Origin of the sequence: Microbacterium sp. H37-C3, from assembly GCF_027157935.1 — a bacterium.
Classification (GTDB): domain Bacteria; phylum Actinomycetota; class Actinomycetes; order Actinomycetales; family Microbacteriaceae; genus Microbacterium; species Microbacterium plantarum.
This window is the reverse complement of record NZ_JAPVLR010000003.1, coordinates 289,558-308,192: the sequence shown is the minus strand read 5'-3', so window position 1 is coordinate 308,192 and position 18,635 is coordinate 289,558. Positions and strand designations below refer to the sequence as shown.

Here is an 18,635-nt window from a genome sequence, read left to right as displayed (position 1 = left end):
CCGCCGCGGCCTGTGGGTCACCGCCCGGGGCGAGGACGGGTGGAGGGGAGCCCGTCGGTGCGCAGGATGTCGTACAACAGCCGGGGGCTGCGGAGGTGCGGGGTGCGCCACCGTGAGAGCGCCCGAACCTGGCGCCGCAGCGCGTCGCCCCGATCCTTCTCCGCGATCAGTGCTTGCTCGGGCGTGCGGCCCCGCCGCATCGCCGCGTCGAGGTACTTGCCGGTGCCGTCGAACTCGCCGATGTGGTCGTGGTCGGGCCACCAGAAGTCGGCGAATGCGTCGCGTCCGTCGGGCAGGACGAAGCGCTGCTGCAGCGTCGGCGCCGGGAAACCCAGCCGGTCGATCAGAACGCGGCTCTCCGATTCGCGAACACTGTCGGAGAGGCCGGTGGCGAACGTGCTCACGGCGGCGACGCGGGCGTGCGCCCGACCGCGGTATCGGGATGCCGCAGCCTCGAGTTCCTGCCGCGTGCACAGCGCGCCGCCGGCACGCCGCTGCCACAGTGCCTGATCAGCGGCGACCACGCCGCCGACGAAGGCCAGAACCGAGGCGAGGTCGACGACGGTGCGCGCGGGCGTCGTGAGGAAATGATCGCCCCACGGCATCACATCGTCGGCGTCCAGGGGACGACGATGGCGGCGGATGACGCCGGAGGAGCCCGCAGACGTGGGAGTGGTGACATCGATCGCCCGGGGCCACGAGCCGATCAGATCGATTCCGAGCACGGCAGCGGCCGCGTGATGCGAGAAGACCGTGCCGGGTCGCAGGCGAGCCGCAGCCTCCCACACGCGTTGCGCGTGGGCGTCGCTCGGGTTCAGCGTCGCCCAAGCCTCGGACGCGGCATACGACCCCCGTGCGATGGGAGACGCGGCCCCGGTTCGGCGGGCTCGATCGAGGAGCCGCGCGGTGGCCTCATCCGCCTCGCGTCGGCGGACGACGACGTCCAGCGGTGGTCGGATCACCCAGCTCATGCGGAAAGCGTGCCCCGGCAGGTCGCGCGCCGAGCCCGCGGCCTCCGTCCCCGTGCACTCCGGCATCCCGAGGCGACCGGGGGAGGAACCGATGTGAAGCGCAGTTCTCGAGGTCAAGCGCGGCTCGAACCGCGCCTGACGCTCGGAAGTGCGAGCCAAGCGAGCGGAGGACAGGCGTAAGATCGGGCGCACGATGGACGACCCTCCTAGTTGCCGACCCTCGCCCCGCCGACCCCGACCGATCGGGGGTGACGCCTGATGGATTTCATCATGCTGGGCGTGGGGCTCCTGCTGACCGTCGGCACCGGTCTGTTCGTCGCGAGTGAGTTCGCGCTCGTCAATCTCGATCGCGCGGACCTCGAGGCCCGCCAGGCGGCGGGCGAATCGCGCCTCTCGATGACGATCGCGGCGCTGCGGATCACCTCGACGCATCTGTCGAGCGCGCAGCTCGGCATCACGCTGACGACGCTGCTCACCGGTTACACGATGGAGCCGGCGATCTCGAACCTGCTGTCGCCGGTCTTCGAGGCGTGGGGCTGGGCCGAGACCGTGTCGCGGCCCGTCGCCGCCGTCGTGGGCGTGTCGATCGCGACGATCTTCTCGATGATCCTCGGCGAGCTCGTCCCGAAGAACTTCGCTCTGGCGATCCCTCGTCAGACGGCGAAGCTCGTCATCCCGTTCCAGACCCTCTTCACGACCGTGTTCCGGCCGGCCGTCACGGTGCTCAACGGCAGCGCGAACGGAGTGCTCCGCTCGATGGGCGTCGAGCCCAAGGAGGAGCTGTCGGGGGCCCGTTCGGCGGAGGAGCTGTCGAGCCTCGTGCGCCGGTCCGCGAGCGCGGGCGTGCTCGAGAAGGACACCGCATCGCTGCTGGACCGTTCGCTCACCTTCGCTCGGCTGACCACGGCCGACGTCATGACGCCGCGCCCGAGCCTGCACGCGGTCGCTGCGGGCGACAGCGTCGAGGACGTCATCCAGCTCGCGCGGCGCACGGGCCACAGCCGGTTCCCGGTCTTCGGTGACTCGATGGACGACATCACCGGAATCGTCCACGTCAAGCAGGCGGTCAGCGTCCCGCGCGAGCGCCGCGCAGACGTCCCCGCCGCCGCCATCGCGGAGGAGCCGCTGCGGGTGCCCGAGGCCGTGCATCTCGACGCCGTGCTCAGCGAACTGCGCGCCCGGGGGTATCAGATGGCCATCGTCGTGGATGAGTACGGCGGCACGGCCGGTGTCGTGACGCTCGAGGATCTCGTGGAGGAGATCGTCGGCGAGGTGCTCGACGAGCACGATCGCAACCGCGCCGGGGTGCTGAGGGTCGCCGGCGGCATCGTCTTCCCCGCGGAGCTGCGTCCCGACGAGGTGCTCGACCGCACCGGCATCCGGGTTCCCGAGGGCGACGTCTACGACACCGTCGGAGGGTTCGTGATGAGTGTGCTCGAGCGCATCCCGGTCGTCGGCGACACCGTCGAGATCGAGGACGGCACGCTCACCGTGCAGCGGATGGACGGCAGGCGGGTCGACCGCGTGCGTTTCGAGCCCACCCCGGTGCCCGAGGAGGCACCGACCGCGTCCCCGGTCGAGCCGATGCGACCGGCGCCGCGCCGCGAGGACGGTGATCATCGATGAACGACTGGGCGGGACTGGCCTGGCTCGTCGTGCTGCTGGCCTTCAACGCGTTCTTCGTCGCGAGCGAGTTCGCCGTCATCTCCGCGCGCCGATCGCAGATCGAGCCCCTCGCCGACAAGGGGTCGCGCTCGGCGAAGACCGCGCTGTGGGCGATGGAGCACGCGACCCTCATGCTCGCGACGTGCCAGCTAGGCATCACGATCTGCTCGCTGGTGATCCTGAACGTCTCCGAGCCGGCGATTCACCACCTGCTGGCCGTGCCGCTCGGGCTCACCGGGTGGGGCGAGGCGGTGGTCGATGTCGTCGCCTTCGCCGTGGCGCTCATCGTCGTGTCGTACCTGCACGTCGTGTTCGGCGAGATGGTTCCGAAGAACCTGGCCTTCTCGCTGCCCGACCGCGCCGTGCTGCTGCTGGCGACGCCGCTGCGGTGGGTCTCGCGGCTCTTCTACCCGATCATCGTGGCCCTGAACTGGATCGCCAACCACGCGGTGCGTCTGTTCCGGGTCGAACCGAAGGACGAGGCGACCTCGACCTACACGCTCGACGAGGTCGCGACCATCGTCGCGACATCCCGTATCGAGGGCGTGCTCGACGATGCGTCCGGAACGGTCGCGGCCGTCGTGGAGTTCACCGATAAGAAGGCGGCGGATGTCGCCGTGCCGTTCGGCGAGTTGGTGACCCTGCCCGAGACCGCGACGCCCGAAGACGTCGAGCGCGCCGTCGCGCGGCACGGCTTCTCGCGCTACGTCATCGTCGATGACACCGAGCAGCCGGTCGGGTACGTGCACCTCAAGGACGTACTGCGAGAGGCGGAGGATGCCGACGGCGCGGCATCGCGGCCGATCAAGTCCAAGCGCATCCATCTCATGGTGCCGGTCGCCGAGACGACCGACCTCGAGGACGCGCTTGCTCTGATGCGCCGATCGAGCCGTCACCTCGCTCAGGTTCGGGATGCTGAGGGGCGGACCACCGCGGTGCTCTTCCTCGAGGACATCATCGAGGAGCTCATCGGCGAGGTGCACGACGCCACGCGCCGCGCACCTCGCTGGGCCTGAGCCTGGCCGGGTGACGACGCTCGCTCAGCGGCGCCGCGCGCGGACGTACTGCGGCGGCCAGACCGAGGCGTCCTCGCCCAGCTCGACGGCCGCACGGAGCCCGAAGTGGGGGTCGCGCAGCCACTCGCGGCCGGCCATGATCGCGTCGGCGTCTCCGGCGGCGAGGATCTCCTCGGCCTGCGTGCCGGTCGTGATCTCGCCGACCGCGCTGACGGGCAGGCCGGCCGTCTCGCGGATCTCGCGAGCGAACGGCACCTGGTAACCCGGTCCCGTGGTGATGCGCTGGTGTGCGACGAGGCCGCCGCTCGAGACGTCGATGAGGTCGGCGCCGCGCTCGTGCGCCCAGGCCGAGACCGTCGCCGTCTCAGTGACATCCCAGCCGCCCTCGGCCCAGTCGGTCGCCGAGAAACGCACGAACAGTGGGGCGTCGGGAGCGACGGCACGAACCGCCTCGACGATGAGCAGCAGGAGCCGGCCGCGGTTCTCGAGCGAGCCGCCGTACTCGTCGGTGCGCTGGTTCGACAACGGCGACAGGAACTCGTGCAGCAGATAGCCGTGGGCCGCGTGGATCTCGAGCACGTCGAAGCCGGCCTCGAGCGAACGACGCGCCCCATCGGCGAACGCGGTCACGAGGGCGTCGATCTCAGCGCGCTCGAGCTCGTCGGGCCGGGCGTAGCCGTCGAAGGCGACGGCCGAGGGGGCGAGTGCCTGCCAGCCGCCCTCCGCCTCCGGCACGGTCCCGCGCTCGGCGGCGAACGGCGAGTAGGTCGACGCCTTGCGGCCCGCGTGCGCGAGCTGGATCGCGGCCACGGCACCGCGGTCGTGGATCGCCGTCACGATGGGGCGCCAGGCGTCGCGCTGCTCGTCGTTCCAGATGCCGGTGTCTTCGGGGGTGATGCGTCCCTCGGGCACGACCGCGGTCGCCTCGGCCATCACGAGTCCGGCGCCGCCCGAGGCGAACTGCGCGAGGTGGACGTGATGCCAGTCGTTCGGCATGCCGTCCCGGGCCGAGTACTGGCACATGGGGGCGACCCAGAGGCGGTTGCGCACCTCGACGGTTCGGATGGTCAGGGGGCTGAACAACTGGCTCACGCCGGGCTCCTTCGGGGCGCCGATAGGGTGGCGCCATGGTCGAGATCCACGAATGGGATGCGCGCGACACGGTCGCGCTCCTGCGCAAGCCAACTGCCGACGACCACAAGTATTCCCGCGGGGTGCTCGGTGTGCGAACCGGATCGCAGGAGTATCCGGGAGCCGCCGTGCTCGGTGTCGAGGCCGCGTGGCGGACCGGCATCGGGATGGTCCGCTACCTCGGCCCGGAGCGTCCCGCCGACCTCGTGCTGCAGCGCCGACCCGAGACCGTGACCGCGCCCGGACGCGTGCAGGCGTGGCTGATCGGATCGGGGACGGATGCCGCGACCCGGCCCGCCGCCGAGACCGCACGGCTGGGGGAGCTGCTGCAGGGCGACCTCCCCGTCGTCGTCGACGCCGGGGCCCTCGACCTGGTCCCGGGCGCGACCGCCCCGCTCGTCGTCACGCCGCACCAGAGCGAGCACGCGCGCCTGCGCGGGCTGCTCGGCCTCGACGACGTGACGCCGACGTCACTGACCGACCGCATCGAGGCCGCCCGCGAGACTGCGGCCGCGGCGGGCATCGCCGTGCTGCTCAAGGGGGCCGAGACCGTCGTCGCGGCCCCCGACGGATGGACCGCCGTCGTGCGGGCCGGCACCGGGTGGCTCGCCACCGCGGGCACCGGAGACGTGCTCGGCGGCATCCTGGGTGCGGTCGTGGCGGCCCGGGGCGCGCAGCACGATCTGGATGCGGCGGCCCTGGCACCGCTGGCCGCCGCGGCGGCGTACATCCACGGACATGCCGGTCGCGGTGCCGGTCCCGGCCCGATCACGGCGCTGGACGTCGCCGAGGCCGTACCCGCCGTGATCCACGTGCTGCTCGCCGGCGGCGACCCGGCCGCCCGCTGACACCACCTGTGGGCCCCAATGGCCTCACCGTAGGATGTGACGGTGTCGAGACCGGGAACGCTGTGGGTCGCGTTCGCGCTCGTCCACGTCGTGGTCTCGGTGCTCGGATTCGTGCTCCCGAATCAGCCGATGGGGGATGTCTACCTCGTCTACGAACCCTGGTCGCAGCGAGCGCTCGCCGGTGAGGGCATCGTGGGGATCGACGAAGACTGGGTGTACCCGCAGCTCGCCCTCGTCCCGCTCGTGCTCGCCCACGGGTTCGCGTGGATCGCCGGATACACGGTGGGCTGGGCCATCTTCGTCACGGCTCTGGACGCCGTCGCCTTCGCGGTCCTCGTGGGCCGCGCGCGGTCGCGCGGACGCGTGACGGCGGCGTGGTTCTGGCTCGCGGCGATCCTGCTCCTCGGCCCGGTCGGCCTCTACCGGCTCGACGCCGTCACCGTCGCGCTCGCCGTCATGGGTGGCCTGTGGCTTCGCGGACGGCCCTGGATGGCCGGCATCCTGCTGGCCGTGGCGACATGGATCAAGGTCTGGCCCGCCGCGATCATCGCCGCCGCGGTCATCGCGCTCCGGCGGCGGTGGGCGCTCGTCGGTGCCGGGCTCGTCGTCTCGGTCGCGACGCTCGCGGCCGTCGTCGCCGCCGGTGGCCTCGACCATGCGCTCGGGTTCATCGGAGATCAGACGGGGCGCGGTCTTCAGGTCGAGGCGCCCGTGAGCATGTTCTACCTGTGGGGGCAGATGCTCGGCGTCCCGGGGTTCTTCGTCTACTACTCGACCGAGATCCTGACGTTCCAGGTGACCGGCACCGAGATCGATCCGGTCATCGCGTCGATGACTCCGATCCTCATGATCGGGGTGGGCGCCGTAGCGGTCGTCGCCGCCCTCAAGGTGCGCCGCGGCGCTGCGGTGCGCGACCTCCTTCCCGTCGCGGCGCTCGCGATCGTCACCGTGTTCATCGTGCTGAACAAGGTCGGCTCGCCGCAGTACCTGTGCTGGCTCGTCCCGCCCGTCGTGCTCGGACTGGTCGTCGCGCGCCGCGATTGGGCGCGACCGGCGATCCTGGTGCTCGTCCTCAGCGCGCTCACGCAGCTCGTCTACCCGGTGTTCTACGGAGAGGTGCTCGCGGCGCATCCCCTCGGCGTCGGCATCCTCACCGTGCGCAACGCCCTGCTCATCGTCCTCGGTGTCTGGATGGTGGCGCGCCTCGTCCGGGTGCCGGTCCGGACGCCGTCATCCATCCCCGCCTGATCCGGAGGTCCATCATGCTCATCGCCTTCTCCGTCGCTCCCAGCGGCACCGGCAGCAATCCCGACGGCTCAGTGCACGATGCCGTCGCCGCAGCCGTGGCCGTCGTGCGGGCATCCGGCCTGCCGCACCGCACTACGTCGATGTTCACCGAGGTCGAGGGGGAGTGGGACGAGGTGATGGCCGTCGTCAAGCACGCGACCGAGGCGGTCATGCCGTTCGGGTCGCGCGTATCGCTCGTGCTCAAGGCCGACATCCGGCCGGGCTACAGCGGCGAGCTCGACGGCAAGATCGAGCGCCTCGAGGGCGCGCTCGAATCGATTCGACACGAGGGGGAGCGCGGCGCTACGCTCCCGGAGTGACGACGCCCGCCATTCCTCGCCCGACCGCCCGCCGGGCCCTGCTCTCGCTCGCGATCGGCAGCTTCGGCATCGGGATGACGGAGTTCGTCGTCATGGGCCTTCTGCCGGAGATCGCCGGCGAGCTGCTGCCCTCCGTCTACGCGAGCGATCCGGAAGCCGCGATCGCCCAGGCGGGGTGGCTCATCACGCTCTACGCCGCCGGCGTCGTCGTGGGGGCGCCGACCATCGCAGGAGTCGTGGCGAAGTACCCGCGGCACCGGGTCATGGTCTTCCTCGCCCTCGCCCTGACCCTCGGCAACGCGCTGACGCTCGTGCTGCCGACGTTCGAGCTCGTCGCGGCATCCCGGTTCCTCGCGGCCCTGCCACACGGTGCCTACTTCGGCATCGGTGCTCTCGTCGCCGCCGACGTCCTGGGTCCGGGCAAGCGTGCGCAGGGCGTCGCGTTCGTGCTGACCGGCCTCACGATCGCCAACGTCGTGGGTGTTCCGCTCGGCACCTTCCTCGGCCAGCAGTTCGGTTGGCGGGCCGCGTTCCTCGTCGTCGCGGCGATCTTCGCGCTGGCCACCGTGGCGATCGCACTGACCGTCCCGCATCACGCAGGGGAGCCGTCGCGCACCCTGCGCGCCGAACTGCGGGTCTTCGGCATCGGCCAGGTGTGGTTCGCGCTCGGCATCGGGGCGATCGGCTTCGGCGGCTTCTTCGCGGTCTACAGCTACGTCGCGACCCTCGTCACCGAGGCGGCCGGCTCACCGCAGTGGGCGGTGCCGATCGTGCTCGTCGTCGCCGGTCTCGGCATGACCGTCGGGAACCTCGTCGGAGGCAGGCTCGCCGACCACGATCTGCGGCGCAGCCTTCTGGGCGGCCTGCTCGCTCTTGCGGCGGTTCAAGCGCTGCTCGCACTGACGGCCGGCTGGATCGTGGCGGTCGGCCTGTTCGTCTTCCTGGTCGGGTTCTTCTCGTCGGCGTTGAGCCCGACCATCCAGACGAGGCTGATGGATGTCGCGGGCGACAACCAGTCGATCGCGGCGGCGCTGAACCACTCGGCGCTCAACATGGGCAACGCGTTGGGTGCGGCACTCGGCGGAGTCGTCATCGCCGCCGGACTCGGGTTCGTCGCGCCGGTCTGGGTGGGGGTCGTCCTCGCCCTCGCTGGGTTCGGGGTCGCGTGTGCGAGCTTCGCCGTCGAGGCTCGTGCGCGGCGACGGACGTCGTCCCGCGCACAGCCCTTCGACGCGCCGGCACGGACGCGCTGAGACGTCAGCTTTCGAGCAGCCGTCGCAGGTGAGCGCCGACGATGGGCGTCTCGATCAAGAAGGCGTCGTGCCCGAAATCGCTTGAGATCACCACCGCCGCCTCGTCGATCGTCGATCGGATGCCGCGGGCGATGCGGTGCTGCCCCTCGACCGGGAACAGCCGGTCGGAGTCGATGCCCAGCACGAGGGTGCGCGCGGTGACGCGTGCCAGGGCGTCGTCGATCCCGCCGCGGTCGCGGCCGACGTCGTGCGAGTTCATCGCCTCGACGAGCGTGATGTAGCTGTTCGCGTCGAAGCGTCGCGTGAACTTGTTGCCGTGGAAGTCGAGGTAGCTCTCCACCGCGAAGCGTCCGCCGAGACCGAGCGGGCTCTTGCCTGACTGCCACGTGCGCTGGAAGCGCAGGTTCAGCTCGGTCGGGCTGCGGTAGTTGAGCAGAGCCATGCGGCGCGCGAGCGCGAGGCCGCGGTGCGGGCCGTCGCCGTCTGCCGCGTCGTAGTACTCGCCGTCCTGGAACCTGGGGTCGATGCGGATGGCTTCGAGCTGGACCGAGTTCAGCGCGATCTGGTCGGCGGTGTTGACGGGCGGGGCGGCGAGGATCGCGAGCCGCTCCAGGCGGTCGGGGTGCCCGATACCCCACTCGAGCGCGTGCATGCCGCCCATCGATCCGCCCACGACCGCGGCCCACACCTCGATCCCGAGGGCGTCGGCCAGCCGGACCTGCGCGGCGACCTGATCGCGGATCGTGAGGTACGGGAACCGAGCCGCCCATTCGTAGCCGTCGGACGAGATCGACGAGGGGCCCGTCGACCCCTGGCAGCCGCCCAGCATGTTCGGGGCGACCACGAACCAGCGGTCGGTGTCGATCGCCAGGCCGGGACCGACGATGTCCTCCCACCAGCCGGCCGTCGGGTGCCCCGGGCCTGCCTCGCCGCGCAGGTGGCTGTCGCCGGTGAGGGCGTGCAGCACGAGCACCGCGTTGTCGCGTTCGGGTGAGAGCTCGCCCCACGTCTCGTAGGCGAGGCGGAAGCTCGGCAGCTGCTCGCCGCTCTCGGTGATGAGCGGACCGAACGCGCCGAAGCTCCGGTGGCCGACGGGGTCGCCGTCGCGCCAGGCGCCCGTGGCGGGCGGGCGTCCGCGCAGCAGGCGCGCATCGGCCTCCGTGATCGGCGCGCTCGGCACCGTGTCCTCGGAGGTCTGCCAGTCCATGTCGCCATTCTCCCGGGTGCGGGCGCGCGCTGCTCGCGTGTTACGTCACGACCGGAACGGAGACACCTCGTAGGTCGCGCCGTGCTGGCCCGCGAGTGCGACGGGAATCCCGTCGATCGTCTGGACGAAGCTGCCGGTGGGGTCGACGCCGTGCGGCATCCGTCCGTCGATCTCCGGCAGGGTGCCTACCGTCTCGTTCGAGATCCAGACGACGCGGCGGTTCACCCGTTTCCCGAGGGTGCTCACGAGGTCGGCGAAGCGGCGCCGTTCGTCGGCGTCGAGGTACAGGAGCACCGCGCTGTGGAACACGACGAGCGTCGCGTCGGGAGGGCTTTCGGCCGCGACCGCGGGGAGGCGGTCGAGGATGTCGCCGGCGACGATGCGCGGCGGGTCGGCCCGGGCCACCTCGACCGCTGCCCGCAGCCGACCGACGCGCTCGTCGTGAACGGAGCCCGGCCAGACGAGCGTCTCGAGCCAGGAGACCGCGTCCGTATCGCGCACGTCGATCGGGGCGAGGTCGATGCCGGCGCGCCAGACGACGTCGGGGAGGGAGTCGGGCACGGCGCCGGGTTCGTCGATGCGGCAGCGCAGGAGCGGGCGCGGAGCGGCATCGGGTCCCGCGGGCACGATGGTCCGGGGGTGCTCGCAGCCGGGAGACGAGTACTCGTACGCGTACCGATCGGGATAGAGGCAGAGGCCGGCGGCGGTGCCGGTCTCGAGCAGGGCGATCGGGCCGTCGATGCGCGAAAGGGGAGGTAGGAGGGTGGCGCAGCGTCCGACCTCGTTGGTCTGCGTGCGGCGCTCCGCGGTGATGGCGGCGACCCGGTCCCACTCCGAGATCAGCCGCTCGCGCCACGCGGCGAACGGCCCGAGTCCGCAGCCGGCCCATCGCGCCGCGGCGAAGACGAGATTCGGCTGGCCGCGCCGCTCGCCCAGGAGCGCGATCCGCTCGGTGAGATCGTCGTCGCCGGCGATGCCCTCGGCCCATTCGGCGTAGAGCGGCGAGCTGCCCCGGGCCCAGTCGGCGAACGCATGGTAGCGGCGGGAGGTGTCGGCGTCCATCGCTTCAGGGTAGATGCGCTGAGCGTCACGATCGTCGCGTAAGATACCGCGAAGCAAGGGGAGTACTTCCGCCTGCGGCGCTCTCGTCATTACGGATCCGACGTCGGATTCCGGGACGCCGGTCCCTCCGGGGATGAAGGAGACCTGGCCGTTCGCTACTGTCGACCCCTTGGAGCCTTCGTGGACATCACTCCGCTCGTGTGGATCATCACCATCGCGGTGACCATCGCCTTCTTCGTGTACGAGTTCTTCGCGCACGTGCGCACTCCGCACGAGCCGACGATCGCCGAATCGGCGCGCTGGTCGGCGTTCTACATCGGCCTCGCGCTCATCTTCGGCGTGGTCATCGGCTTCGTGCCGGGCTGGGGCTGGGTGTTCGCGGGCGAGTACTTCGCCGGTTACCTGACCGAGAAGGCCCTGTCGATCGACAACCTCTTCGTCTTCCTGATCATCATGACCGGCTTCGCGGTGCCGAAGAAGTACCAGCAGAAGGTGCTGATGATCGGCATCGTGATCGCGCTCATCATGCGCGGCGCGTTCATCGCCATCGGCGCGGCGCTCATCGACAACTTCTCATGGATCTTCTACATCTTCGGTGCGCTGCTGCTCTTCCTCGCCTACCGTCAGGCCTTCTCGCACGGTGACTCCGACCCGGCCAACGGCAAGTTCATGACGTTCGTCCGCCGCCACCTTCCCGTGACCGACGAGTACAACAGCGACAAGCTGACGGTGCAGAAGGACGGCAAGCGCTTCGTCACGCCGATGCTCCTCGTCATCATCGCGATCGGCTTCATCGACCTCGTCTTCGCGGTCGACTCGATCCCGGCGATCTACGGTCTGACCAACGAGGCCTACATCGTCTTCACGGCGAACGCCTTCGCCCTGATGGGCCTGCGGCAGCTGTTCTTCCTCATCGGCGGTCTGCTGGAGCGTCTGGTCTACCTCGCGCAGGGCCTGGCGGTCATCCTCGCCTTCATCGGCGTGAAGCTCGTGTTCCACGCGCTCCACGTCAACGAGCTGCCCTTCATCAACGGCGGCGAGCCGCTGCTGTGGGTTCCCGAGATCCCGATCTGGTTCTCGCTGCTGTTCATCGCCGCTACCGTCGCGGTCGCCACCGTCGCGAGCCTCGCCAAGACGCGCGGGGACAAGGCAAAGAACGACCGCGAGCAGGTTCAGGGCGAGCAGATCACGACGGCCACCGACGCCGACTGACGGCGCCGCGAACGACGGATGCCCCGGCCCCACCGCTCACGGTGGTCCGGGGCATCCGGTCGTTCTGAGGAGGAACGATCAGGCGCGCGCCGCTTCGGCGACGTTGCGCGCGGCCGCGAGGGCCTGCTCGAGGTCGGCCTTGAGGTCGTCGATGTTCTCCAGCCCCACCGACAGGCGGACGAGGCCGGGGGTGACGCCCGTCGTGAGCTGCTGCTCCGGGGTCAGCTGCGAGTGCGTCGTCGACGCGGGGTGGATGACGAGCGACCGCACGTCACCGATGTTCGCGAGGTGGCTGAACAGCTGCAGCGAGTCCACGAACGCGCGGCCGGCGGCGACGCCGCCCTTCAGCTCGAACGACAGCACCGCCCCGACGCCCTTCGGCGCGTAGCGGTTGGCGGCGGCGTACCAGGGCGAGGTCGGCAGGCCCGAGTAGTTGACCGAGGCGATGTCGTCGTGGTTCTCGAGCCACTCGGCGATCTCCTGTGCGTTCTGCACGTGGCGCTCGATGCGCAGGGAGAGCGTCTCGATGCCCTGGATGAGCAGCCACGCGCTCTGGGGTGAGATCGCCGCGCCGAGGTCGCGCAGCAGCTGGACGCGGGCCTTGATGACGTAGGCGAGGCCGTCGCCGACAGCCTGCGTGTAGACGGCGCCGTGGTACGAGGGGTCGGGCGTCGTGAGCCCCGGGAAACGCTCGGAGTGCTCCGTCCAGGGGAAGCTGCCGCCGTCGACGATGACGCCACCGATGACCGTGCCGTGGCCGCCGAGGAACTTCGTGGCGGAGTGCACGACGATGTCGGCGCCGTGCTCGAAGGGGCGGATGAGGTAGGGCGTGGCGATCGTGTTGTCGACGATGAGCGGCACGCCGGCCTCGTGGGCGACGTCGGAGACACCGCGGATGTCGAGCACGTTGATCTGCGGGTTGCCGATCGTCTCGGCGAAGAAGAGCTTGGTGTTGGGCCGCACTGCGCGGCGCCACTCCTCGAGATCGTCCTGGTTCTCCACGAAGGTGACCTCGATGCCGAGCTTGGCGAGCGTGTACTTGAACAGGTTGTAGGTGCCGCCGTAGATCGAGCTCGAGGCGACGAAGTGGTCTCCGGCTTCGGCGATGTTGAGGATCGCGAACGTCTCGGCGGCCTGACCCGACGCGACGAGGAGGGCGCCGGTGCCACCCTCGAGTGCGGCGAGGCGCTGCTCGACGACATCCTGCGTGGGGTTCTGGATGCGCGTGTAGATGTTGCCGAACTCCGCCAGCGAGAACAGGTTCGCGGCGTGGTCGGAGTTGTCGAACACGTACGAGGTCGTCTGGTAGATCGGCGTCGCCCGTGCCTTGGTGACCGGGTCCGGTGCGGCTCCGGTGTGGATCTGCTTCGTCTCGAAGCGCCAGTTCTCGGATGCGGACATGCGTGGCTCCATCGGGTCGGAAAGCGGCGACGGTCGCCGGCCTGGGTCGAGCGTACGGAAACCGCGTATGCCCGACAACGCGCGGGACACGCTGCGTAACCTGACGGCTACGGTGGGAGCATGACGCGACGTGCAGTGGTCACCGGTGCGAGTTCGGGAATCGGCGAGGCGGTCGTCCGCGCGCTGCGGGCGTCGGGGTGGGAGGTCGTCGGCGTCGCCCGGCGGGCGGAGCGCCTCGAGGCGCTCGACGTCGAGGTCGGCTCCGCCTCATTCGCCGCGGATCTGACCCGCGAGGGGGATGTCGCCGCCCTCACCGAGCACCTCGCCGTCTCCGGCGATGTCCACGCCCTGGTCCACGTCGCCGGCGGTGCCCGTGGCACCGACCGCGTCGAAGACGGCGTGGCCGAGGACTGGCAGTGGATGTTCGAGGCGAACGTCCTGTCGGCGCAGCGGCTGACCGCGGCTCTCCTCCCGCTGCTGCGACGCGCCGTCGCGGCGGGCTCCGGCCATGCCGACACCGTCTACGTCACCTCGACCGCCGCTCAGACGGCCTACCCGGGAGGCGCCGGCTACAACGCGGCGAAGGCGGGGGAGTCGATGCTCGTCCACGCGCTGCGGCTGGAGCTGAACGGCGAGCCGATCCGCGTGGTCGAGATCGCGCCCGGCATGGTGCGCACCGAGGAGTTCACGCTGAACCGTCTCGGCGGCGACCAGGAAGCGGCGGACCGCCTGTACGAGGGCGTCGAGCAGCCTCTCGTCGCCGAAGACGTGGCGGATGTCGTCGCGTACGCGCTGAACGCGCCGGGGCACGTCAACCTCGACCTCGTGACGATGCGTCCCGTCGCGCAGTCCGCGCAGCACCTGCTGGCGCGCGGTCCGCTGCGTCCGCGGTCGACCGGAGCCTGACAGTCGGGCGATCAGCCTCCTCAGCCGCGGGGCTGGGCGATGGTCCCATCCGTGCCGCTCGCGGGCTGCGGAGCGGCATCCTCGGCGTCGGCGAACGCCACGCGAGGCACGACGAACAGCAGGACCGCCGCGACGAAACCGCCGGCGGCGCAGATGGCCCACACGGTGAAGTAGCCGCCGAGGGAGGCGGCGGTCTCGCTCGCCACGACACCCGCACCGGCGGCCAGCACGACGCCGAAGATCGCCGATGAGAACGTTCCGCCGATGGTCTTGGTCGTGTTGGTCATGGCCGATGCCACACCGGTCTGCCCGCGCGGGGCGGCCGCTGCCGCCGCAGCCGGCATCGCGCCGACGAGCGCGCCACAGCCCAGGCCCGCGATGCAGAGGTTGAGCAGAACCTGCCAGAGTTCCTGGTGGAACGGCAGGAAGAGCGCGTACCCGATGCCGACGAGCAGCGCCGCGCCGATGAGGACGACCCGGGGGCTCGCGCGGCGAGACGTGACGGCGAACAGCACGGCGCCGACGATGAGCGACACGAGGTAGACCCCGATGATGTTCGAGCGGTCGGTGGCGTCGAGCCCGAGACCATAACCGAGCGCGGGGTCCGTGCCCGCGTAGGTCGACAACGGGCCCTGGGCTCCGAGCAGACTGATGCCGACGAGGAACGCGGTGGCCTGCACCGGCCACATCTCCGGGCGGGCGAGCATCCGAATATCGACCGCGGGGTCGGGCTGGCGCAGTTCGAAGCGTCCGAAGACGACGAAACCCACGATTCCCGCGAGGAGCAGCGCCCACACCCAGAAGGCCGCGGGGCCGTTCAAGCGGAGGAACGTCAGGGCGCTGGTGACGAACAGCAACGAGACCGCGAGGAGCACGAAGCCACGCGAGTCCAGCTGCCGCCGGCCCGGCTCCGGCTTCGACTCGGGCACCCAGAGCCAGATGACGATCGCGACGAGGGTCACCGCCACCGCCGGCACGATCAGCGTCAACGTCATGTCGCCGGCTGTGGCGGCGTAGATCCGGCCCGCGGCCAAGGCGCCCATGATTGCGCCGGCCTGAAGCCCGACAACCAGGAGCCCCGCTGCGCGCCGGGTGAGCGAGACGCCCCGGCTCTGCCGCCTGCCCCGTTCGAAGATGAGCGCGATCTCGAGGGGGAGCCAGACGACGTAGAAGCCCTGCAGCGCCCAGGCGATGAGGAAGGTCCAGAAGGATGCCGCGAACGCGAGCCACCAGGTCGCCGCGGCGGTCAGGACGGCTGCGACCAGCAGGATCTTCTTGTGCCCGTACATGTCGCCGAGCTTGGCCAGCACCGGTACGACGAGCGCCGACAGCAGCAGTTGCGCGGCCTCGAACCAGTTCACGTCCGAGTCGTGGATCCCGAGCTCGGCGACGATGTCGCTGAAGAGTGGAACGTAATAGCCCTGCAGGATGCCGCTGACGATCTCGACCAGGATGAACCACCCGATCAGACCCGCGGTGACGCCCAGAGCGGAGGTGCGCAGCGTCGTCGACACGGGGCGAGCATACCGGCACGACCGGCCTACCCTGGGAGAGTGACGCCGCGCTCCCTCACCGACCTCGCCGCCGCCGGTCTGATGGCCCCCGATTGGGCCGAGGCGCTGCAACCCGTCGCCGGTGACATCGCGTCGCTGGGTGACCGGCTGCGCGCCGAGACCGCCGCCGGTCGCGGGTACCTGCCGGCGGGCGACCGCGTGCTGCGCGCCTTCCAACGGCCGATGGCCGACGTCCGCGTCCTGATCGTTGGTCAGGATCCCTACCCGACCCCGGGGCATCCGATCGGACTCTCCTTCGCGGTCGACGCCCACGTGCGGCCATTGCCCCGGAGCCTCGGGAACATCTATCGGGAGCTCGAATCGGACCTCGGCATCGCCCCCGCGCCGCACGGCGACCTCTCCGCCTGGAGTGATCAGGGCGTGCTGCTGCTGAACCGAGTGCTGACGGTCGCCCCCGGGGCAGCGGCATCCCACCGGGGGTGGGGCTGGGAACGCGTGACGGAGCACGCCATCCGCGCGCTGGTAGCGCGGGAGCGCCCCCTCGTGGCGGTTCTCTGGGGGAAGGATGCCGCGACCCTGCGGCCGCTGCTCGGCGACACGGCGATCGTGGCGTCGCCGCATCCCTCACCGCTCTCGGCGAACCGTGGCTTCTTCGGGTCGCGCCCCTTCTCGCGCACCAACGAACTGCTCGCCGAGCGGGGTGGCGAGCCGATCGACTGGCGCATTCCGGAGGCCTGAACCGCCGTCGTCATCGGCGCGAAACGTCTGCGCCGTAGAGTTGCTGCATGCTCGAGGAGGACTCCAACCGCGACCGCCGACGCCTGCCGCGGCACCTGCGCCGTCCGGCCGAAGCCGAACGGCCCTTCTCGTACGAGATCCGACCGGCGCAGCCCGGCGACCTTCCCGACATCCGTGAGATCTACAACTACTACGTCACCAACTCGGTCGTGACCTTCGACGAGAAGAAGTGGTCGCTCGCGCAGTGGCGCGAGAAGTACGACTATCTGACGAAGCTCAAGCTGCCGTTCCTCGTCGCGGTATCGCCGACGGGGCAGATCCTGGGATACGCCCTCGCGTCGCCGTGGAACGGCAAGACCGGATTCCGCTACACCGCCGAAACGTCCATCTACCTCGGTCAGGCGGCCACCGGGAAGGGCCTCGGGCGTGCGCTGCTCGAGGCACTCATCGACGCATGCCAGCAGCTGGGACTGCGCGAGATCGTCGCGGTCGTGAGCGACAAGGGCGCCGAGGCGTCGATCGCCCTGCACGAGCGTTTCGGGTTCGTCGAGGTCGGCCGGATGGGGCGCGTGGGTCACAAGTTCGGCCGGTGGCTGGGCACGATCTACCTGCAGAAGTCGCTGGAGCAGCCGAAGAAGGGGCTGCGCGGGCTTTTCACTCAGAAGTCCGGCTGAGGCCTCACCCCGCGTCGTCGGCATTCGGGTCGGGTTCGGCCGGGTGACCGGTTCGCACCGCCTCGACGAGCGATCGCCACGGGGCATCGAGGTCGTCGCCCAGCTCGGCGCGTCGCGTTCTCTCGCTGTCGATGACTTCGACTCGCCAGCGGAAGCGGTCGGCGCCGGTCGGCGGGGCTGTCTCGGTCACTCGGTCCCAGGGGCACCGCCCTACCAGCTCGCGCCACCCGTCGCGGTCAGCCGGCGCCGGCTCGACGCGCCACGTCCTGGTCAGGCCGGCGAAACCGCCGGTGCGCTCCACGACGATCCGCAGCTGCGCCGCGGAACCGTCGTCACGGGTGTCAGGCATCCTCCAGCACGCCGACGCCCTGCCATCCGGCACGCACGGCGGCGACCTCCTCCGTCTCCTCACCGTACTCGTCGACGGCCTGGGCGATGGTGGCCGCGGCGAAGGCAGCGAAGTCGGAATCGGGGGAGAGCGCTCCCGAGGTGAGTGTGCGATACCAGATGAGTCCCGCGCGTTCCCAGGCGTAGCCGCCCAGCCGCGCTGCGACGAGGTGGAACGCTCTGTTGGGAATGCCCGAGTTGATGTGAACCCCGCCGTTGTCGCTGGTCGTCACGACGTAGTCGCGCATGTGCCCGGGCTGCGGGTCGCGTCCGAGAACATCGTCGTCGTAGGCCGACCCGGGTTCGGCCAGCGACCGGAGGGCGCGCCCCTGGACGGCATCCGTGAATATGCCCGCGCCGATGAGCCACGACGCCTGCTCGGCGCTCTGGCCGAGTCGGTGCTGCTCGGTGAGCGCGCCGAACACATCGGACAGCGACTCGTTGAGAGCGCCGGACTGACCCGCGTACGTCAGGCCTCCCGAGAACTCGGTGATGCCGTGGGCCAGCTCGTGCGCGATGACGGTCAGCGACCCGGTGAACCCGGTGAACACCTCGCCGTCGCCGTCGCCGAAGACCATGCGCTCGCCGTTCCAGAACGCGTTGTCGTACGCCTCGCCGTAGTGGACGGTGGCGGCGAGCACGCCGCCTCGCCCGTCGAGCGAATCGCGGCCGTAGGCGTCGCGGAAGAACGAGAACGTCGCGCCGAGCCCGTCGAAGGCCTCGTCGACCGCGCGATCGCCGGTGCGCGGGTCGTCTTCGCGGCGGACGAGGACGCCCGGAAGCTCTTCGCGGCCCTGCGCGTCGGATACGGCCCGGTCGGCTGCGGCGATGCGCTCGGCGACGAGAGTGCCGCCCGGTTCGACGGAGAGACGCAGCTGCGAACGTCCGGCCAGATCGGACGGACGCGCGGCGAGGGTGGTCCGCGCGGCGACCGCGGCCCGCGCGAGGTGGGGCTCGCGAGCGGAGGCGACGCGGGCGAGGAGGTACGGGGGGATGATCGCGCGCATGGCCTTACGGTAGCGGCGGTCACCGACATCGAGTGC

The 18,635-nt window shown here is 70.6% G+C and carries 18 protein-coding genes; 10 read left to right on the top strand and 8 right to left on the bottom strand.

The genetic code is table 11. The features are described 5' to 3' along the window. Window positions 1-17: 17 nt before the first annotated feature. Window positions 18-971: a type IV toxin-antitoxin system AbiEi family antitoxin domain-containing protein gene (locus O1W71_RS10545; RefSeq protein WP_269267796.1), complete on the bottom strand. Its 954-nt coding sequence runs from the start codon at window positions 969-971 to the stop codon at window positions 18-20. Between the two features lie 258 nt (window positions 972-1,229). Here O1W71_RS10545 and O1W71_RS10540 point away from each other — a divergent pair, with 258 nt between their 5' ends. Beyond that, a complete protein-coding gene (locus tag O1W71_RS10540; protein WP_269267795.1) occupies window positions 1,230-2,597 on the top strand; it encodes a hemolysin family protein in 1,368 nt (455 codons plus the stop codon). Next, window positions 2,594-3,652 (top strand): hemolysin family protein, encoded by a 1,059-nt coding sequence (locus O1W71_RS10535; protein ID WP_114588501.1) that lies wholly within the window; start codon window positions 2,594-2,596, stop codon window positions 3,650-3,652. The genes O1W71_RS10540 and O1W71_RS10535 overlap by 4 nt, the downstream gene beginning before the upstream one ends. Window positions 3,653-3,676: 24 nt before the next feature. Here the strand turns inward: O1W71_RS10535 and O1W71_RS10530 are convergent, their stop codons facing one another. Then, complete coding sequence (locus O1W71_RS10530) at window positions 3,677-4,744, bottom strand: NADH:flavin oxidoreductase/NADH oxidase (RefSeq protein ID WP_269267794.1); 1,068 nt, start codon at window positions 4,742-4,744, stop codon at window positions 3,677-3,679. A gap of 35 nt (window positions 4,745-4,779) precedes the next feature. Here O1W71_RS10530 and O1W71_RS10525 point away from each other — a divergent pair, with 35 nt between their 5' ends. From O1W71_RS10525 to O1W71_RS10510, 4 genes are read left to right on the top strand one after another with little or no spacing between them, the layout of a single operon-like run. Then, the gene (locus tag O1W71_RS10525; protein WP_269267793.1) at window positions 4,780-5,631 is read left to right on the top strand and encodes an ADP-dependent NAD(P)H-hydrate dehydratase; all 852 of its coding nucleotides are present in this window, start codon (window positions 4,780-4,782) and stop codon (window positions 5,629-5,631) included. Between the two features lie 42 nt (window positions 5,632-5,673). Next, window positions 5,674-6,879: a glycosyltransferase family 87 protein gene (locus O1W71_RS10520; RefSeq protein ID WP_269267791.1), complete on the top strand. Its 1,206-nt coding sequence runs from the start codon at window positions 5,674-5,676 to the stop codon at window positions 6,877-6,879. A 14-nt stretch (window positions 6,880-6,893) separates the two neighbouring features. Then, window positions 6,894-7,238: a thiamine-binding protein gene (locus O1W71_RS10515; RefSeq protein WP_112617321.1), complete on the top strand. Its 345-nt coding sequence runs from the start codon at window positions 6,894-6,896 to the stop codon at window positions 7,236-7,238. After that, the gene (locus tag O1W71_RS10510) at window positions 7,235-8,491 is read left to right on the top strand and encodes an MFS transporter (RefSeq protein WP_269267790.1); all 1,257 of its coding nucleotides are present in this window, start codon (window positions 7,235-7,237) and stop codon (window positions 8,489-8,491) included. The genes O1W71_RS10515 and O1W71_RS10510 overlap by 4 nt, the downstream gene beginning before the upstream one ends. A 4-nt stretch (window positions 8,492-8,495) precedes the next feature. Here the strand turns inward: O1W71_RS10510 and metX are convergent, their stop codons facing one another. Together metX and O1W71_RS10500 are read right to left on the bottom strand one after the other, a co-directional pair. Continuing rightward, the gene (gene metX, locus O1W71_RS10505; protein ID WP_269267789.1) at window positions 8,496-9,698 is read right to left on the bottom strand and encodes a homoserine O-acetyltransferase MetX; all 1,203 of its coding nucleotides are present in this window, start codon (window positions 9,696-9,698) and stop codon (window positions 8,496-8,498) included. Window positions 9,699-9,743: 45 nt separating this feature from the next. After that, the gene (locus O1W71_RS10500; protein WP_269267788.1) at window positions 9,744-10,760 is read right to left on the bottom strand and encodes a DUF2332 domain-containing protein; all 1,017 of its coding nucleotides are present in this window, start codon (window positions 10,758-10,760) and stop codon (window positions 9,744-9,746) included. A 180-nt stretch (window positions 10,761-10,940) separates the two neighbouring features. Here O1W71_RS10500 and O1W71_RS10495 point away from each other — a divergent pair, with 180 nt between their 5' ends. Next, window positions 10,941-11,972, top strand: a complete 1,032-nt coding sequence (locus O1W71_RS10495) for a TerC family protein (RefSeq protein ID WP_112617318.1) — start codon at window positions 10,941-10,943, stop codon at window positions 11,970-11,972. A 78-nt stretch (window positions 11,973-12,050) separates the two neighbouring features. On the opposite strand, the gene O1W71_RS10490 is transcribed toward O1W71_RS10495, so the two are convergent. Further along, window positions 12,051-13,373, bottom strand: a complete 1,323-nt coding sequence (locus O1W71_RS10490) for a bifunctional o-acetylhomoserine/o-acetylserine sulfhydrylase (RefSeq protein ID WP_269267787.1) — start codon at window positions 13,371-13,373, stop codon at window positions 12,051-12,053. A gap of 120 nt (window positions 13,374-13,493) precedes the next feature. Between O1W71_RS10490 and O1W71_RS10485 the strand changes: the two genes are divergently transcribed. Then, the gene (locus tag O1W71_RS10485) at window positions 13,494-14,279 is read left to right on the top strand and encodes an SDR family oxidoreductase (RefSeq protein WP_269267786.1); all 786 of its coding nucleotides are present in this window, start codon (window positions 13,494-13,496) and stop codon (window positions 14,277-14,279) included. 20 nt (window positions 14,280-14,299) lie between these two features. Here the strand turns inward: O1W71_RS10485 and O1W71_RS10480 are convergent, their stop codons facing one another. Beyond that, complete coding sequence (locus tag O1W71_RS10480; RefSeq protein ID WP_269267785.1) at window positions 14,300-15,793, bottom strand: MFS transporter; 1,494 nt, start codon at window positions 15,791-15,793, stop codon at window positions 14,300-14,302. Window positions 15,794-15,874: 81 nt separating this feature from the next. Between O1W71_RS10480 and O1W71_RS10475 the strand changes: the two genes are divergently transcribed. Together O1W71_RS10475 and O1W71_RS10470 are read left to right on the top strand one after the other, a co-directional pair. Continuing rightward, window positions 15,875-16,531 carry a uracil-DNA glycosylase gene (locus tag O1W71_RS10475; protein WP_269268038.1) on the top strand — a complete coding sequence of 219 codons (657 nt, stop codon included), beginning with the start codon at window positions 15,875-15,877 and terminating at the stop codon, window positions 16,529-16,531. A 47-nt stretch (window positions 16,532-16,578) separates the two neighbouring features. Beyond that, window positions 16,579-17,205 carry a GNAT family N-acetyltransferase gene (locus O1W71_RS10470; RefSeq protein ID WP_112617314.1) on the top strand — a complete coding sequence of 209 codons (627 nt, stop codon included), beginning with the start codon at window positions 16,579-16,581 and terminating at the stop codon, window positions 17,203-17,205. 4 nt (window positions 17,206-17,209) lie between these two features. On the opposite strand, the gene O1W71_RS10465 is transcribed toward O1W71_RS10470, so the two are convergent. Together O1W71_RS10465 and O1W71_RS10460 are read right to left on the bottom strand one after the other, a co-directional pair. Further along, window positions 17,210-17,554: a protealysin inhibitor emfourin gene (locus O1W71_RS10465; protein ID WP_269267782.1), complete on the bottom strand. Its 345-nt coding sequence runs from the start codon at window positions 17,552-17,554 to the stop codon at window positions 17,210-17,212. Then, window positions 17,547-18,599: a M4 family metallopeptidase gene (locus tag O1W71_RS10460; RefSeq protein WP_269267781.1), complete on the bottom strand. Its 1,053-nt coding sequence runs from the start codon at window positions 18,597-18,599 to the stop codon at window positions 17,547-17,549. Before O1W71_RS10460 ends, O1W71_RS10465 begins: the two co-directional genes overlap by 8 nt. Window positions 18,600-18,635: the final 36 nt, after the last annotated feature.

Coding starts and splice junctions, on each gene's coding strand:
- O1W71_RS10545 (WP_269267796.1), bottom strand. CDS start 971: ATGAGCTGGGTGATCCGACCACCGCTGGACGTCGTCGTCCGCCGACGC.
- O1W71_RS10540 (WP_269267795.1), top strand. CDS start 1,230: ATGGATTTCATCATGCTGGGCGTGGGGCTCCTGCTGACCGTCGGCACC.
- O1W71_RS10535 (WP_114588501.1), top strand. CDS start 2,594: ATGAACGACTGGGCGGGACTGGCCTGGCTCGTCGTGCTGCTGGCCTTC.
- O1W71_RS10525 (WP_269267793.1), top strand. CDS start 4,780: ATGGTCGAGATCCACGAATGGGATGCGCGCGACACGGTCGCGCTCCTG.
- O1W71_RS10515 (WP_112617321.1), top strand. CDS start 6,894: ATGCTCATCGCCTTCTCCGTCGCTCCCAGCGGCACCGGCAGCAATCCC.
- metX (WP_269267789.1), bottom strand. CDS start 9,698: ATGGACTGGCAGACCTCCGAGGACACGGTGCCGAGCGCGCCGATCACG.
- O1W71_RS10500 (WP_269267788.1), bottom strand. CDS start 10,760: ATGGACGCCGACACCTCCCGCCGCTACCATGCGTTCGCCGACTGGGCC.
- O1W71_RS10490 (WP_269267787.1), bottom strand. CDS start 13,373: ATGTCCGCATCCGAGAACTGGCGCTTCGAGACGAAGCAGATCCACACC.
- O1W71_RS10485 (WP_269267786.1), top strand. CDS start 13,494: ATGACGCGACGTGCAGTGGTCACCGGTGCGAGTTCGGGAATCGGCGAG.
- O1W71_RS10475 (WP_269268038.1), top strand. CDS start 15,875: ATGGCCCCCGATTGGGCCGAGGCGCTGCAACCCGTCGCCGGTGACATC.
- O1W71_RS10470 (WP_112617314.1), top strand. CDS start 16,579: ATGCTCGAGGAGGACTCCAACCGCGACCGCCGACGCCTGCCGCGGCAC.
- O1W71_RS10465 (WP_269267782.1), bottom strand. CDS start 17,554: ATGCCTGACACCCGTGACGACGGTTCCGCGGCGCAGCTGCGGATCGTC.
- O1W71_RS10460 (WP_269267781.1), bottom strand. CDS start 18,599: ATGCGCGCGATCATCCCCCCGTACCTCCTCGCCCGCGTCGCCTCCGCT.